Origin of the sequence: Olsenella sp. SW781 (assembly GCF_012027725.1) — a bacterium.
In the GTDB taxonomy this organism is placed as follows: domain Bacteria; phylum Actinomycetota; class Coriobacteriia; order Coriobacteriales; family Atopobiaceae; genus Thermophilibacter.
The window spans coordinates 33,039-47,643 of record NZ_SJOU01000004.1; the positions used below are offsets into that span (position 1 = coordinate 33,039).

Genomic DNA, 14,605 nt, shown 5'->3' on the forward strand with positions numbered 1-14,605 from the left:
CCCGGAGGAATCATGCTCACACCTCGCACGCAGCGCATAAAGGATGCCCTCTTCGCCCGCCCGCGCCGGATCTCGCTCGAGCGGGCGCTCCTCTATCGGGAGAGCTACCTCGAGACCGAGGGCGAGCCGGTGGCCATGCGCCGGGCGATGGCGTTCAGGCGCGTGCTCGAGCGTCACCAGATCGTCGTCGACGGGGACGACCTGCTCGTGGGCAACCGCACGGAGGAGCCGCGCGCTGGCGTGGTCTCGCCCGAGATGTCCCCGTACTGGATCCTTGACGAGCTCGACGAGTTTCCCGTGCGCCCCCAGGACACCTTCGACGTGTCCGAGGAGGACAAGCGGACCTACCGGGAGGTGCTCTACCCCTTCTGGGCGGGCCGCTCGCTCAACGACTGGTACGTGGCCCATCGGCCGGGCGAGGTGGCGGCCGCCGAGAAGGACCGCGTCTTCGCCGTGGCGCAGACGGACAAGGGGCAGGGGCACATCATCGCGGACATCGGCAAGGTGCTCGACCGCGGGCTCGGGTCCCTTCTCGCCGAGGTCGAGGAGCGTCGCGACGCCGCGCCCGATAACGACTTCCTCCGGGCGGGGGCCCTGTGCGTGCGCGCCGTCACCGACTACGTCCGCCGCTACGAGCGCATCGTGCGCGACGCGGCCGAGGGGCGCCCGGTCGCGGACCCGAACGCCTCTGTCGCGCCCGCCTCGACGCCGGGGCGCGCCCGCGAGCTCTCCCGGATGGCGGACGTGCTCGCCCACGTGGCGACGGAGCCCTGCCGGGACCTCTATGACGCGCTCCAGCTCACCTGGCTTCTCTGCGTGGCGCTGCAGCACGAGTCAAACGCGAGCTCCATCTCCCTGGGGCGCATGGATCAGTACCTTCTGCCGTACTACCGCGCGAGCGTGGCGGCCGGCGCCTCGGAGGCGCAGGTCCGCGAGCTTCTGCAGTGCTTCTACCTCAAGACCAACACGGTCGTCTTCGTGCGCTCCACGGACAGCGCCCGCTTCTTCGCGGGCTTCCCCACGGGCTACAACCTCGTCGTGGGCGGCGTGGACGCCGAGGGGCGCGACGCCTCGAACGAGCTCTCGCTCCTGCTGCTCGACCTCCAGCGGGACACGCGCCTGCCGCAGCCCAACCTGAGCGTGCGCCTGCATGCGGGCGCGCCCGACGCGCTGCTCCGCAAGGCGGCCGAGGTCATCCGCCTGGGCGACGGCCTGCCGCAGTGCTTCAACGACGAGGTGAACGTCGAGTCCTTCGCCCGTCGTGGCGTGACGCTCGCCGACGCGCGCGACTACGCCGTCGTGGGCTGCGTGGAGCTCTCCATCCCCGGGCGCATGTACGGCCTGCACGACATCTGCATGTTCAACATGGTGCGCTGCATGGAGCTGGCCATGCGCTCCCATCCCGAGGGCTTCGACGACTTCGAGGCGCTCGTGCGCGAGGTCGAGGCCACCATCGACCACTACGTGTCCCTCATGGCGCGCGGCTGCAACGTCTGCGACGAGGCGCACCGCGCGACCTCGCCCACGCCGCTGCTCTCCGTGCTCGTGCACGACTCGCTCGAGCGCGGCGCCGACATCACGTCCGGCGGCGCCCGCTACAACCCCTCGGGCGTGCAGGGCGTGGGCACCGCAAACCTGGCCGACTCGCTCTACGTGGTCAAGCGGGCCGTCTTCGAGGAGGGGGCGCTCACCTGGGCGCAGCTGCTCGGGATGCTCGAGCGCGACTGGCGGGGCGCGGGCGACGAGGTGTGGCGCCAGCGCTTCATCAACCGATACGAGAAGTACGGGAACGACGTCGACGAGGTCGACCAGATCGGGCGGCGCGTTCTCTCGCACTATGGCGAGGAGGTCGCCCGGTACGAGAACGCGCGCGGCGGGCGCTTCCAGCCGGGCAGCTACACGGTCTCCGCCCACATACCGCTCGGCGCGGCCGTGGGGGCCACTCCCGACGGGCGCCGTGCCGGCGAGCAGCTCGCCGACGGCGGCCTCTCGCCCATGGTGGGGCGCGACAAGAGCGGCCCAACGGCGAGCCTGCTGTCCGTCTCCAAGCTCGAGAACGTGCTCGACACCAACGGCTCGCTCCTCAACGTCAAGTTCTCGCCGTCCACGCTCGAGGGCGAGGCGGGCCTCGCGCGGCTCGTGGCATACCTGCGCGCCTTCTGCCGGCTCAAGATCCAGCACATCCAGTTCAACGTCGTCGACCGGACGACGCTCCTCGACGCCCAGGCCCACCCCGAGGACCACCGCGACCTGGTGGTGCGCGTCGCGGGCTACTCCGCGATGTTCGTCGAGCTTGCCAAGGCGATCCAGGATGACATCATCAACCGCACCGAGCACGAGCTCTCCTGACATGCCCGCGCCACTGACGTCAGGTTTATTTGGCACGGAATCGGCCGCCATCACCAACGTCCAGCGCTTCTCGCTCCATGACGGCGGGGGCATCCGGACGGTGGTCTTCCTCAAGGGATGCCCCTTCCGGTGCCCGTGGTGCTGCAACCCGGAGAACCTCTCGAGCGAGCCGGAGGTCTCGTTCAAGGAGCGGCTCTGCATCCGCTGCTCTCCGCGCCCCGACGGCGGCCCCTGCCAGACGCGGCCCGAGGACTGCCCCACGGGGGCCAAGGAGCTTCTCGGCCGGACGCGCGATGTGGGAGACCTGCTTGCGGAGGTCGTGCGCGACCGCTCCTTCTACGAGGAGAGCGGTGGCGGCGTGACGGTCTCGGGCGGGGAGTGCCTGCTCCGCCAGGACTTCCTCTGCGCCTTTCTGGAGGCGTGCCATGGGGCGGGCATATCGACGGCCATCGAGTCGACGCTCGCCCTGCCGCTGGCCGACGTGAGGCGGCTCGTGGCGGCCTGCGACGCCTTTCTCGTGGACTTCAAGATCGCCGACCGGGCGCGCAGCCTCGAGGTGACAGGCATCGACCCCGACGTGCGCGACGCCAACGTGCGCTCCGTCCTCAGCGCCGGCGGTCGCGTGATTGCCCGGATGCCCATCATCCCCGGGTTCACTGACGACGCCGCCTGCGTGGACGCCAACGTGGCTCGCATCGGAGAGCTCGGCGTCACGCGCGTGGACGTGCTGCCGTTCCACCAGCTGGGCCAGGGCAAATACGACTCCCTTGGGCGAGCTTACGACCTGCGCGGCGTGCCGCAGCTTGCCGAGCGGGACGTCGCGGGCGTGGTCGATCGCTGCGAGGCGGCCGGCCTCAGGGCGGTGGTGCACGGGGAGTAGGGCGCGCGAGGTCGCATAAGGCGACATTTCCGCGCGAAATCGCCCCAATTTGTCGGGTTGTGCGACCGGGGCCGAGTCGGCCTGCCCGACGTGGCTACATGCGGCCGCCCTCGCGGCGCCGGCGCAGCGTCTCGAGCACGAACGCGGGCCCGTTTGCGCGCAGGCGGTAGGCTGCCTCGCCGGCGAGGTGGGCATAGTAGGGGACGTTCGCGGCGCGGGGCGCCTCAAGACCTCGCACGCGCGCGAAGAGGCGCTTGCCGGCGGGGCTGATGCGGGGGCTGCGAAAGACCAGGCCGTCGTCGAGCCGCGCCATCGAGCTGGCGAGAAGGGCGTTGACCTCTTCGTCCCCCTCGCCGACTGCGCCGACGGTGATGAGCGCGTAGTTGACGCCGCGGACGGCGAGCGCGTCGAGGACGCGCGGGTCGCTGACGTTGGCGAGCGCCGCCGCGTCCATCATGTCGTTCCAGCGCGTGAGCGGGACGAGCGGGGAGCGCGCGGCGAAGGCCTCCGCCTCGTTGAGGTCGCGCTCCCGGTAGCGATAGCCCGGACGGTCCGTGTAGACGATGCGGTCCGTGCGGCAGAGGGTCTCAACGAGGAAGGGATTGTCCGCCCAGCCCGCGCCGGGGACCTCGAGAAAGCGGATGCCCCGCTCGACGAGATAGCCGCGCCGGTAGAGGGCGGCCCAGATGGCGGGGTGGTGGAGCAGGAGCTCGATGCCGTCCCCCACGGGGAAGGGCTGCGTCCTGGGCCGCACCCGACCCGCGTAGGGGCAGGTCACGCGCGTGGGCTCGCCGCCGTCGCGCGCGGGGAGCTCCCGCCAGTACGGCGCCTTCACCACGTCGACGCCGCCGGCCCCGCCGTACGCCTCGGCGCAGGCGAGGAGGTCCGAGAACCACGTGGGCTCGAGGGCGTCGTCGGGCTCCACGATGGCGACCCAGGTCCCGCGGGCGATGGCGATGCCGCGGTTGCAGGAGGCGCCGTAGCCCTCGTTGCGCTTGTCCACGACCACGATGCGGGAGTCGCGCGCGGCGTGCTCGTGCACGATGGCCGCAGAGCCGTCCGCGGGGCCGTCGTTCACGCAGATGATCTCAAGCTCGCGATGCGTCTGCGCCTCGACGCTCGAGAGGCACTCGTCGAGCGTTCCCTCCACGTTGTAGATGGGGATGACCACCGAGACGAGGCTGCCCCCGCCGCGCGTCTGGAAATCGCTCATGTGCCTCCCTGTCATCCGCCGAGTAGACGTACCCTATACTATACGGACTAAGCCTGCCGGGCGACCGCCCGCGACGGAGTGAGAGGTGGGGGATGAGGCGTCCCGCAATCGTCATCGTGACCTTCAAGCGCCAGGGGCTCCTTGCGGGGCTCCTCGAGTCCATCCTGGGGCTCACCGTGGCGCCGTGGCGCGTGGTGGTGGTGGACAACGAGAACTCCCCCGAGACGGCCCGGATCGTGGGCGAGTTCTCCGGCCGCGCCCGCGCGCTCTGGGGCGACACGACCGACGACCTCGACGCCGAGGGCGGCGCGGGGCGCGTGGTCTACGATCCCATGGAGGAGAACACCGGCGGCTCCGGCGGCTTCTCCGAGGGCGTGCGCCGCGCCCACGAGCTCGGCGCCGAGTGGTTCTGGGTCATGGACGACGACGTCGCGGTTGAGCCGGACGGCCTTGAGACGCTCGCCCGCTGGAGCGAGGAGGCCCAGGCCGTCATGGGCCTGCGCCGGGACTTCGACGACGGGCACTTCTTCTGGCAGCACCGCTTCTGGCCCCGGCTGGCGATCTACAACCCGCTCTCGCGCGACGGCTGGCGCCCGGGGGAGCGCTACAAGCTGTGCAACGCCCTCTGCTTCGAGGGCGGGTTCTTCTCGCGTGGGGTGGTCGACCAGATCGGCTTTCCCGACGCCCGCTTCTTCATCTACCTCGACGACGCGCTCTACGGCTACCTGGCCAGCAAGGTGACGCCCGTCTACTACGTGCCGGACTACGTGCTCTCGCGCCGGCGCGAGGTGGCCAACCAGGCCGTGGGGTCCGTGCGCCAGCTCAACTCCACCTCTGATATGACGCGCTATTACATCACGCGCAACCGCGGGTACCTGGCGCGCTACTTCATGCTCCACGGGGACTACAGCGCGCCCGGCTTTGCCCTGGGGACGCTGCTCACCTTCGCGAAGGAGCTCTGTCGCATCCTGATCGTCGACCGCTCGCACCTGGTCTCGGGGATGCGCCGGCTCGTCGCGGGCCACCGCGAGGCGCGGCGGATCCTCCACGACCCCACCTGGGAGCCGATGCCGCCGCTTCGGTAGGGAGTGGGCGGCCGCGGGGTCGGCATGGCGTACAATCATGTGTTGCCCCTATGCGGCTGACCCAAGTGGAGAGGACTCACGTGGCCGAGAAGCGCGACTTCCTGGACGAGCTCATTGACCTGCAGAGCGACTGGCGCGCCCTGTCCGACCTGCCCAGCTCGATGGTGAGCTCGATCACGGGCGAGACCGAGCGCAAGGTCTTCAACCCTGCCGACTACAAGGAGAAGCCCTTCGCCAACTCCAACCGATGCCTCAGGGTGGCGTCGGGGCGCGAGGACGTGTGCTCCCGCTGCCTGGAGGCGTGCCCGGTCCACGCGATCACGATTCACAACCAGTCCGTCCTCATCGGCGACGACTGCCGCAAGTGCGGCCTGTGCGCCGCGGTGTGCCCCACGGAGACGTTCTCCACGCGCCGCCACGCCCCGCGCCAGGTCTACGACAAGATCGCCCGCGCGGCTTCGGCCTACGAGCAGTGCTACGTCACGTGCACGCGCGCGCTCAAGCGCGTTCCCAAGGAGAACGAGATCGTGCTCGCGTGCGTGGGATCCATCCCGCGCGAGCTGTGGTTCTCCCTGCTCGCCGACTACGACAACATCAACGTCTACCTGCCGGTGGGCATCTGCGACCGGTGCCGCACCACCACGGGCGAGGAGGTCTACACCGACGCCATCGGCACCGCCGAGGAGTGGGCGGACGCCGCGCTCGGCCTGGAGGTCGAGGATGCGGCGCTCACGCACGAGCTCACGCGCGCCTACAAGCGGAGCCAGTTCGTGAGCGGGGCCATCCACTCCGCCGAGCGCCTCGTCACGCGGACGAACCCGGCGCTTGCCGGCGCCAAGGCGGTGGCCCAGAAGATCTCCGACCACACCAAGCGGCTCGACCGCCTGCAGCGCGAGCTCGAGGCCGCCGTGGGCGCCAAGACGTCCACTAACCGGCAGCGTGTCCTCACCCAGAGCCGCAAGCTCATGATGGGCGCGCTCCAGCATGACGAGGGCCTCGCCGACCTGGTGAGGCTCGAGGTCCCGGTGTGCGACTCGTCGCTCTGCACCATGTGCGGAGACTGTGCCAAGGCATGCACCACCCGCGCGATCGACCTCGACAAGAAGGGCCACATCACGGTGCGCAGCCCCTACTGCGTGAGCTGCGGGGCGTGCGTGACCGTTTGCGAGGACGGCGCGCTCTCCATGGAGCCGATGGACGTGCACGAGCTCGTGGTGCCGGACAAGGTGGCCGAGGAGGTCGCGCGCAAGAAGGCCCAGGCCAAGGAGCAGGCGACAAAGTACCTAGACGAGGGCAAGAAGCAGCTCAACCGCGTGGCGGACGCGCTGGAGAAGCTCGACGACTCCGATGCCCCCTCCAGCCCCGCCGCCGAGAAGAGCAAGAAGTAAGGAGAAGAACGTGTCGCTTTCCATCGGTATCGTGGGCCTGCCCAACGTGGGCAAGTCGACGCTGTTCACCGCGCTCACCAAGAAGGGTGGCCTCGCGGCCAACTACCCCTTCGCCACGATCGACCCCAACGTGGGCATCGTGGACGTGCCCGACGAGCGCCTGGGCAAGCTGGCGGACATCGTGCACCCCGGGCGCATCGTGCCGGCCACGGTCGAGTTCGTCGACATCGCCGGACTCGTGAAGGGCGCCAACGAGGGCGAGGGCCTGGGCAACCAGTTCCTTGCCAACATCCGCGAGACCGACGCCATCTGCGAGGTCGTGCGCTACTTCTCCGACCCCAACGTCATGCGCGAGGTGGGTCGCGTGGGCGACTTCGTCGACCCTGCGGGCGACGCGGACACCATCATGACCGAGCTCATCCTCGCGGACATCCAGAGCCTGGAGAAGCAGCTCCCGCGCCTTGAGAAGGAGGCCAAGCGCGACAAGGAGCTCGCGCTGAAGGCCAGCGTCGCGGCCCGCCTGCTCGCCTGGCTGAACGAGGGCAACCGCGCCGCCACGATGGAGATGACCGACGAGGAGCGCGCCGAGACCAAGGGCCTCTTCCTTCTTACGATGAAGCCAATCCTCTACGTGGCCAACGTGGACGAGGACCAGCTCGGCGAGGAGCTCGCCCCCATCGACGGCGTGACGCCGATCCCCATCTGCGCCAAGGTCGAGGCCGAGCTCTCCGAGCTCGAGCCCGATGAGGCCGCGGAGTATCTGGCGGACCTGGGCCTGGAGAAGAGCGGCCTCGAGACGCTCGCCCAGGCGGCGTACCGCCTGCTGGGCCTGCAGAGCTACTTCACCGCGGGCGAGATGGAGGTCAAGGCCTGGACCGTGCGCGTGGGCGCCAAGGCCCCCGAGGCCGCCGGCGTCATCCACTCGGACTTCGAGCGCGGCTTCATCAAGGCCGAGGTCGCCAGCTACGAGGACTACGTCGCGCTCGGAGGTGAGGCCGGCTGCAAGAACGCCGGCAAGCTCCGCATCGAGGGCAAGGACTACGTCGTCCAGGACGGCGACGTGATGCACTTCCGCTTCAACGTGTAGCGGCCGCATGCAACGTCGAGGGTAGGCCCCGAGGGCCCCCTCCCAAAGGTGCTTCGCGCTTATGCGCTCAGGAACCTTTGGGAGGGGGCCTTCGGGGCCTCGTCGTTGGTGCGGTCTTACCGGCTGGGAAAAACGAGGGCGCCCCGCACGTCGTTTGGCGTGCGGGGCGCGAGTCGCCGTTCTTCTCGGCAGGTTCTTCTCGCCTGCGCTACCCGAGGTCGGACCCCAGGATGACGACCACGTCATACTCCGTGGAGTGGGTCCCGTCGTTCTTGTGGACCTGCGAGGAGCTCACCCCGAGCGTCTCGGCCACGCCTACCGCGGCGCTCTCGGAGCTGCCGTTGTAGTAGATCGCGGTGGTGGTGACGCCTCCCTCGGAGGCGTTGCCGGAGACTGCGTCGAAGCCCGCCACGGCGAGGTCCGTCGCGGCGTTGCCCGCGAGCCCGGCGATGCCGGTGCCGTTGAGGACGATGACGTCGCCGGAGTAGGTGGGCTCGACGGAGGGGGCGTCGTCGGCATCGGAGCTCGGGCTCGTGCCATCGCCGTTCGAGATGTTGGTGCCGCTGCCGATGGAGCCCGCGACGCCGGCGGTGAAGTCCTGGCTGGCGTCGGAGTAGGGCGACTCGCCCGCCTTGACGCGCTCCATCATCTCGTCCCAGGCGTCCTCGTCCACGATCTCGTACCAGAGGTTGTTGATGTACTCGGAGATGGTGGGGACCTGGCCGGAGTACATGTTGTTGTCCGTGTCGAAGCTGCGGAACTGGCCCACGAGGCCCACGATGTCGGTCACGCTGAAGTCGGTGGTCACGCTGTTGGCGAGCTCCGAGACCGTGGCCGCCATGGTGGTGAGGTCGCCGAGCTGCAGGACCTTCTTCACGATGGCGCCGATGACCATGCGCTGGTTGGCGGCGCGGTAGAAGTCGCCGCCGCCGTAGTCGTCGTACGCGTGGCGGGCGCGGCAGAGGCCGAGCGCCTGCTCGCCGTTGATGGTCTGGGTGCCGGCGGGCAGGTCGATGACGGCGAAGTCGTCGTGGATGGCGATGGGGAGCGTGACCTCGATGCCGCCGATGGTGTCGACGATGGAGATGAGCTGCTCGAAGTCAATCTCCGCGTAGTGGGAGATGTCGACGCCCGCGAAGTCCGACACCACGTCGACCATGTACGCGGCGCCGCCGAAGGAGTAGGCGGCGTTGATCTTCTGCTCGCCGTTGGAGCCCATGTCGACCATCGTGTCGCGCGGGATGGAGACGAGCGTCACCTTCTGCGCGGGCGGGTCCACGCGCGCGAGGATGATGGTGTCGGCGCGGAAGTTGGAGGCGTCCTCGCCCCACTCCTCAGAGCGGCCCTCGCTCTTGTCGACGCCGAGGAGCAGCATGTAGAAGGGCTCCTGGGGCTCCACGGCCACGAGCTGCTGGCGGAGCTCCGAGGAGACCCCCTCGTTGAAGCGGCTGTTGATGTCCGCGAGGTAGAGCCCGAGCGCGGTGCCCGCCCCGGCGAGAAGGACGAGGACGGTGATGAGGAAGACCTTGAGGACCCTGCCGCGGCCCTTGCGGCGCTGGCGGCGCTTGTAGGCGTCGACGCCGTCGGCGCGCGACGGCGCGCTTCTCGTCGCGCTGCCGGCGGGGGTGGAGCGGCGGCTTGTGCCGCGGGTCTGCACGACGGGCTCGAACTGCGACGCGCCACCGTAGAGGTTGTCCGAGAGACGCGCCTGCTCCGCGCGGGTCATGCGCTTGTGCTTTTTCCTGTCGGGCACGAGGGACCCTTCTGTCGTTGGGGGCACACGGCCCCGCGAGCGGCTTAGATACAATCTAAGGATGATACGGGAGCCAAGTGTAAGGCGCATGAAGGCCCATAAAAACGTGCGGATTCTTACGAAAATGCAATAATGGATAGGATTTGTGCACATCGCGCCGAGAAGGCGCGTGGCGAGAAGACCGGAGGATGTATGAGCGAGGCTACCCCCAAGCAGTTTGTGGCGGTTCTGGACTTTGGCGCCCAGTACGGGCAGCTGATTGCGCGTCGCGTGCGCGACCTGCACGTGTACTCGGAGATCGTGCCCTGCGACATCCCCGCAGACGAGCTTGCGGCCATGAAGCCCTCCGCGCTCATCCTCTCGGGCGGTCCGGCGAGCGTGTATGCCGAGGACGCGCCGAGCGTGGACCCGGCGATCTTCTCGCTTGGCCTTCCCGTGCTGGGATTTTGCTACGGTCACCAGATCATGGCCGTGACGCTGGGCGGCGAGGTCGCGCACTCCGAGGTGGGCGAGTACGGGCCGGCCACGATCGCGCGCAGCGGCGAGTCCGAGCTGTTTGCCGGCACGCCCGAGGAGCAGACCGTGTGGATGAGCCACCGCGACGCTGTGAGCCGCGTGCCCGAGGGCTTTGTCGTCACGTCGTCCACGGACGTGTGCCCGGTGGCCTCCATGGAGTGCGCTTCTCGCAAGCTCTACTCCACGCAGTTCCACCCGGAGGTGCGCCACACCGAGCACGGCCGCGCGCTGCTGGAGAACTTCCTCTTTGGCGTCTGCGGCCTGGCGGCCACGTGGACCATGGACAACATCATTGACGAGAAGGTCGCGGAGATCCGCGCGCAGGTGGGTGACCGCAAGGTCATCCTGGGCCTTTCAGGCGGCGTTGACTCCTCCGTGGTGGCCGCGCTCGTGCACCGCGCGATTGGCGACCAGCTGACCTGCGTCTTCGTGAACCACGGGATGCTGCGCAAGGGCGAGCCGGAGATGGTCGAGGAGGTCTTCCGCGACCAGTTCCAGGTGCCGCTCGTGCACGTGCACGCCGAGCGTCGCTACGAGCGGCTGCTTGCCGGCGTGACCGAGCCGGAGGAGAAGCGCCGCCGCATTGGCTCCGAGTTCTGGAAGGTCTTCTTCGACGAGGCCCAGCGCATCGGCGGGGTGGAGATGCTCGCGCAGGGCACCATCTACCCGGACATCATCGAGTCCGGCGCGCGCAAGACGGGCGGCAAGGCCTCCACGATCAAGAGCCACCACAACCTGATCCCGTTCCCCGAGGGCGTGCACTTTGACCTCATCGAGCCGCTCGACCACTTCTTCAAGGACGAGGTGCGCGAGCTGGGCGTGGCGCTGGGGCTGCCGGACCGCATGGTGTACCGTCAGCCGTTCCCGGGCCCGGGCCTGGCCATCCGCATCATCGGCGAGGTGACCCCCGAGAAGCTGGAGATCCTCAAGAACGCCGACGCCATCGTGCGCGAGGAGCTGGACGCCTACAACGAGCGACTCTTCGAGGAAACCGGGGAGCGCAACTCCGAGCACAGCTGCTGGCAGTACTTCGCCGTCCTGCCCGACATCCGCTCCGTGGGCGTCATGGGCGACGAGCGCACGTACGCGCGTCCGGTGATCGTGCGCGCGGTGGAGAGCTCCGACGCGATGACCGCGGACTGGGCGAAGCTGCCGTACGACGTGCTGGGCCGCATCTCCTCGCGGATCGTGGCGGAGGTTCCGGGCGTGAACCGCGTGGTGTACGACGTCACGCCGAAGCCCCCCGCCACGATAGAGTGGGAGTGATTTTCGGGGTCTGACGCTTTCCAACACCATCTTCCAAAAACTGACATTTCCGCAGGTCAAGAAAGGGTTTCGTTCGATTCGGACGGAACCCTTTCTCACAGAGGAAAACGCTTAGAACAGGATTATTTGTGGCAACTTTTGTGGCACCCTGGCGGGTCAAGAGATTCCAAGAGAGCGCTTAGAGGAGGCTCAAGATGGACGAGAATTGGAAGAATCTGGAAGACGCGGAAGACTTCGCTTACTTCAGAGCAGAGCTCGTAGAGATGTCCCCGGAGAGCTATTCCCTGGAGGAAAAGAAGCAGATCCTCGAAGACATGTGGAAGACGTCCTCCGACATCGAGAACAGGATGCGCGAGGACTTCGCGAAGCTCGACGAGGTGTCCCAGACGAAGCTCCTCGACAGCCTTGGAGCGTCGGGATACCGTGACCGGGATTGGTGGTACCGCATGCTCATGGACGGTCCAAAGCACCGCGACAAGCCGACCATCTAGACGCCAGCGCCCCCGCATCCGTCCAACGATGCGGGGGCGCTCTTGTGAACACCTTTGAGAGGGCACAGAACGTTACGAATCGATCCTGCCGACGAGCCAGACAACGGGCACGAGAGGAAGGGCGGCGAACAGAAGAAGCACCGTCAGTGCCACGCCCAGACCCCAGCCGACGTCCTCCCGCGTCACGACAGCATCTCGTTCACACGGGCCTGCACGGCGTCGTAGTGCGACCCCAGACGGCGCTTGCGCTCGGCGCCGTTGCCGTAGTCGCCGCGGATCACCGCACGCGCCAGGGCGTCGACGTCGGCACCGCCAGACGAGCCTCCCGAAGAGCCCCCGGCACCCAGCATCTTGTTCACGCGCGCCTGGACCTCCGCGTAGCGGTCGCCCAACGCGGCCTTGCGGGCCGCCCCGTTTCCGAACTCGCCCGCGATCACGCGGCGCGCGAGGTCGTCCACGTCGTCGGCGGCAGGCGCCTGGGCGGCGGGCGCGCCCGAACCTCCCGCCAGGATGCGGTTCACCTCCGCTTGGACCTCGGAGTAGCGGCTCCCCAGGGCCGCGCGCCGCGCGTCCCCGTTTCCGAACTCGCCGGCGATGACGCGCCGCGCGAGCTCCGCGACCGCGCCCTCCGGGGCGGCCGGGGTCGTGCCGCCAGAAACAACGCCGCTCGTGATGCGCGCCTTCAGCGCCGCCCACTTGGACGAGGCCACGTAGGGCGCAGGGCACAGCTTGCCCGTCACGTCGTAGTGGCGGATGACGCCGGAGGAGCCGATGCCGTACTTGGCCATGAGCTTCTGCACCAGCCAGGCAAGCTTGGTGATCTCCGTCCCGCTGTAGTCCTCGCCGGCGGAGACCACCTCGATGCCGATCGCCCGGCAGTTCATGTCCCAGTTGCCCGCGTGCCAGGCGGTGTCGCCCTCGGCGACGCTCTGGTAGATCTCGGGCGTGATGTCGTCGACGAAGTAGTGCGCCGACGCGCCCTGACCCTCGTTCCGCGCGAAGTACGTCGCGTTGTTGCGCGCGCTCGCCGTGGTGCCCGTGTAGTGGACCACGATGCGGTCGATTGCGCGGGAGCGCCCGCGCGTCATATGGTCGGACCCACATTGCTTGAAGAGGATGCTATACGCCATCGGATACCTCCTCGAAGCCGTCGTCCTCGCCCTCATCGGGCTCCCAGCCGTCGGGCGCGGCTGCCTCGACGCCTTCGCCGTGCAGCTCCTCCCAGCGCTTCCGCTCGTCATCGGACGCGTTCGCGCCCGTCACGTCGGCGAACTCCGCCGTCGCGAAATCACTCATCGGAGAGCTCCTTCTTCTCAACGCTTGCCGCGCCCAGCTCCGCCATGACGGGCGACAGCACTGCCATCACAAGCGCCACCACCACGGCGCGCCACGTGGGCTCCAGCACCGCGCAGCCGACGAGCATGTCGATGTTCGCGACGATCACGCCCAAGACGCCCTGCACGACCGTGCGCAAGAGCCTCCACTGCCATTCGTTCGAAGTGAGAAACGTATCCATGGCTATCCCTTCCTCAAGTTGTCAATCTCCGCCTTCACCACCGCGACGTCCTGCTCCAACGCGTAGGTGCGCTCAATCAGGCAGTTGTGCTTCTCGACCTGCCTCGTTAGGTTGTCGATCTTCACCTCCATGACCGCACGGCTGCGCGAGTTGGACACGAGCACGCCGATCAAGGTGAGGACGCCCGTCACCAGCGCAGCGATTACCGACTCCACACGCACCTCCTTTCCAGACAGGCTCGCCCCGTCTGGAAAGGAGTGTCCGCTACGGTCACAAATGGGCCATTCAACTGGGGAAATGGACGAACCGTCGCGTTTCGTCACTTCACACAACGGTTCACAAAGGAAGACGCGCCCTATCAGAAGCGCAAAATGAAAGGGCGGCGAATTCGCCGCCCAATAACAAGATACGTTTTCGTTCGATTATCCCGTCTAGTCAGAGACGGTGGCATAGCCCTTTTCGGCGAGCCATTCGATCATTGCCTCGTAAACGTCGCGTTCGGTTTGCCACTCGAAAATGTCGGCATCGTCGGTGTAATCAAGCTGCGCGGAGTTCGGAAAGTAAGACTTGAGGATCCTGGTCGTTTTGACGTTCAGGTCTTCAACCAAAGACCTCTGCTTTTCTCCGGGGAGCTTCCTGAACTCCTCCTCATCCACGCCGTGCATGAGAAGCGTGTTGAAGAAATGCCTGCGAGATCCAATCCGCTCCCGCTCGTGCATGCGATAAGGGAAATAGGCGGGATTCAGGTAGTGCTCGAGCCAGTGATCGCGAACCTCCGGGTGCTCCATGATGTCGACCTTGAGCGTCCACAGGTACTTGCCGCGAAGGAAGTCGGGATGAACGTCGATCGCCCTGGCAATCTCGTCGAGAAGCTGGGGCGTGATCTCGTTGTCTTTGATAGCTCGCTGAACCGTGCGGATATCGTAGGGGATGGAGCCCTCTCGCTCGGGGTTTGTCAGCTTCCTCACGGAGAGGCCGCGCCGATGGATGACGTCCTTAAGCCATTTGCCGTCGATGGGTTGCTTCGATTTCTTTTTCGTCAAAAGCACTCCTAAAGGTAT

General features: G+C 67.6%; 14 protein-coding genes. 7 read left to right on the forward strand and 7 right to left on the reverse strand.

The window, feature by feature from the left end; genetic code table 11:
* Window positions 1-12: 12 nt before the first annotated feature.
* Both E0L17_RS03180 and E0L17_RS03185 read left to right on the forward strand, forming a co-directional pair.
* Window positions 13-2,349, forward strand: a complete 2,337-nt coding sequence (locus E0L17_RS03180) for a formate C-acetyltransferase/glycerol dehydratase family glycyl radical enzyme (protein WP_167929815.1) — start codon at window positions 13-15, stop codon at window positions 2,347-2,349.
* On the forward strand, window positions 2,312-3,229 hold the full coding sequence (locus E0L17_RS03185; RefSeq protein ID WP_167929816.1) for a radical SAM protein: 918 nt from the start codon (window positions 2,312-2,314) through the stop codon (window positions 3,227-3,229). The genes E0L17_RS03180 and E0L17_RS03185 overlap by 38 nt, the downstream gene beginning before the upstream one ends.
* A gap of 94 nt (window positions 3,230-3,323) precedes the next feature.
* On the opposite strand, the gene E0L17_RS03190 is transcribed toward E0L17_RS03185, so the two are convergent.
* Complete coding sequence (locus tag E0L17_RS03190; RefSeq protein ID WP_167929817.1) at window positions 3,324-4,442, reverse strand: glycosyltransferase family 2 protein; 1,119 nt, start codon at window positions 4,440-4,442, stop codon at window positions 3,324-3,326.
* 92 nt (window positions 4,443-4,534) lie between these two features.
* Here E0L17_RS03190 and E0L17_RS03195 point away from each other — a divergent pair, with 92 nt between their 5' ends.
* The 3 genes from E0L17_RS03195 to ychF all read left to right on the forward strand — a co-directional run bounded on the left by E0L17_RS03195 (window position 4,535) and on the right by ychF (window position 8,002).
* Window positions 4,535-5,527 (forward strand): glycosyltransferase, encoded by a 993-nt coding sequence (locus E0L17_RS03195; protein WP_167929818.1) that lies wholly within the window; start codon window positions 4,535-4,537, stop codon window positions 5,525-5,527.
* An 80-nt stretch (window positions 5,528-5,607) separates the two neighbouring features.
* Window positions 5,608-6,915 (forward strand): 4Fe-4S dicluster domain-containing protein, encoded by a 1,308-nt coding sequence (locus E0L17_RS03200; RefSeq protein WP_167929819.1) that lies wholly within the window; start codon window positions 5,608-5,610, stop codon window positions 6,913-6,915.
* A gap of 10 nt (window positions 6,916-6,925) precedes the next feature.
* Window positions 6,926-8,002 (forward strand): redox-regulated ATPase YchF, encoded by a 1,077-nt coding sequence (gene ychF, locus E0L17_RS03205; RefSeq protein WP_167929820.1) that lies wholly within the window; start codon window positions 6,926-6,928, stop codon window positions 8,000-8,002.
* A 208-nt stretch (window positions 8,003-8,210) separates the two neighbouring features.
* Here the strand turns inward: ychF and E0L17_RS03210 are convergent, their stop codons facing one another.
* The gene (locus E0L17_RS03210) at window positions 8,211-9,755 is read right to left on the reverse strand and encodes an LCP family protein (RefSeq protein ID WP_167929821.1); all 1,545 of its coding nucleotides are present in this window, start codon (window positions 9,753-9,755) and stop codon (window positions 8,211-8,213) included.
* Between the two features lie 192 nt (window positions 9,756-9,947).
* Between E0L17_RS03210 and guaA the strand changes: the two genes are divergently transcribed.
* Both guaA and E0L17_RS03220 read left to right on the forward strand, forming a co-directional pair.
* Window positions 9,948-11,537 (forward strand): glutamine-hydrolyzing GMP synthase, encoded by a 1,590-nt coding sequence (gene guaA / locus E0L17_RS03215; protein ID WP_167929822.1) that lies wholly within the window; start codon window positions 9,948-9,950, stop codon window positions 11,535-11,537.
* A 194-nt stretch (window positions 11,538-11,731) separates the two neighbouring features.
* Window positions 11,732-12,028 (forward strand): hypothetical protein, encoded by a 297-nt coding sequence (locus E0L17_RS03220; RefSeq protein ID WP_167929823.1) that lies wholly within the window; start codon window positions 11,732-11,734, stop codon window positions 12,026-12,028.
* 182 nt (window positions 12,029-12,210) lie between these two features.
* Here the strand turns inward: E0L17_RS03220 and E0L17_RS03225 are convergent, their stop codons facing one another.
* From E0L17_RS03225 to E0L17_RS03245, 5 genes are all read right to left on the reverse strand, one after another.
* Window positions 12,211-13,158, reverse strand: coding sequence for an N-acetylmuramoyl-L-alanine amidase (locus E0L17_RS03225; protein ID WP_206108987.1), 948 nt, complete (start codon window positions 13,156-13,158; stop codon window positions 12,211-12,213).
* Complete coding sequence (locus E0L17_RS03230) at window positions 13,148-13,324, reverse strand: hypothetical protein (RefSeq protein WP_167929824.1); 177 nt, start codon at window positions 13,322-13,324, stop codon at window positions 13,148-13,150. The genes E0L17_RS03225 and E0L17_RS03230 overlap by 11 nt, the downstream gene beginning before the upstream one ends.
* Window positions 13,317-13,544 carry an alanine racemase gene (locus tag E0L17_RS03235; protein WP_167929825.1) on the reverse strand — a complete coding sequence of 76 codons (228 nt, stop codon included), beginning with the start codon at window positions 13,542-13,544 and terminating at the stop codon, window positions 13,317-13,319. Before E0L17_RS03235 ends, E0L17_RS03230 begins: the two co-directional genes overlap by 8 nt.
* 2 nt (window positions 13,545-13,546) lie before the next feature.
* Complete coding sequence (locus E0L17_RS03240) at window positions 13,547-13,759, reverse strand: hypothetical protein (RefSeq protein WP_167929826.1); 213 nt, start codon at window positions 13,757-13,759, stop codon at window positions 13,547-13,549.
* A 216-nt stretch (window positions 13,760-13,975) separates the two neighbouring features.
* Window positions 13,976-14,587 (reverse strand): hypothetical protein, encoded by a 612-nt coding sequence (locus tag E0L17_RS03245; RefSeq protein WP_167929827.1) that lies wholly within the window; start codon window positions 14,585-14,587, stop codon window positions 13,976-13,978.
* Window positions 14,588-14,605 lie beyond the last annotated feature (18 nt).

Excerpts from the sequence above, each read along its gene's own strand:
- guaA (WP_167929822.1), top strand. The coding sequence starts at position 9,948 with ATGAGCGAGGCTACCCCCAAGCAGTTTGTGGCGGTTCTGGACTTTGGC.
- E0L17_RS03180 (WP_167929815.1), top strand. The coding sequence starts at position 13 with ATGCTCACACCTCGCACGCAGCGCATAAAGGATGCCCTCTTCGCCCGC.
- E0L17_RS03185 (WP_167929816.1), top strand. The coding sequence starts at position 2,312 with ATGACATCATCAACCGCACCGAGCACGAGCTCTCCTGACATGCCCGCG.
- E0L17_RS03230 (WP_167929824.1), bottom strand. The coding sequence starts at position 13,324 with ATGAGTGATTTCGCGACGGCGGAGTTCGCCGACGTGACGGGCGCGAAC.
- E0L17_RS03195 (WP_167929818.1), top strand. The coding sequence starts at position 4,535 with ATGAGGCGTCCCGCAATCGTCATCGTGACCTTCAAGCGCCAGGGGCTC.
- E0L17_RS03225 (WP_206108987.1), bottom strand. The coding sequence starts at position 13,158 with ATGGCGTATAGCATCCTCTTCAAGCAATGTGGGTCCGACCATATGACG.
- E0L17_RS03190 (WP_167929817.1), bottom strand. The coding sequence starts at position 4,442 with ATGAGCGATTTCCAGACGCGCGGCGGGGGCAGCCTCGTCTCGGTGGTC.
- E0L17_RS03235 (WP_167929825.1), bottom strand. The coding sequence starts at position 13,544 with ATGGATACGTTTCTCACTTCGAACGAATGGCAGTGGAGGCTCTTGCGC.
- E0L17_RS03220 (WP_167929823.1), top strand. The coding sequence starts at position 11,732 with ATGGACGAGAATTGGAAGAATCTGGAAGACGCGGAAGACTTCGCTTAC.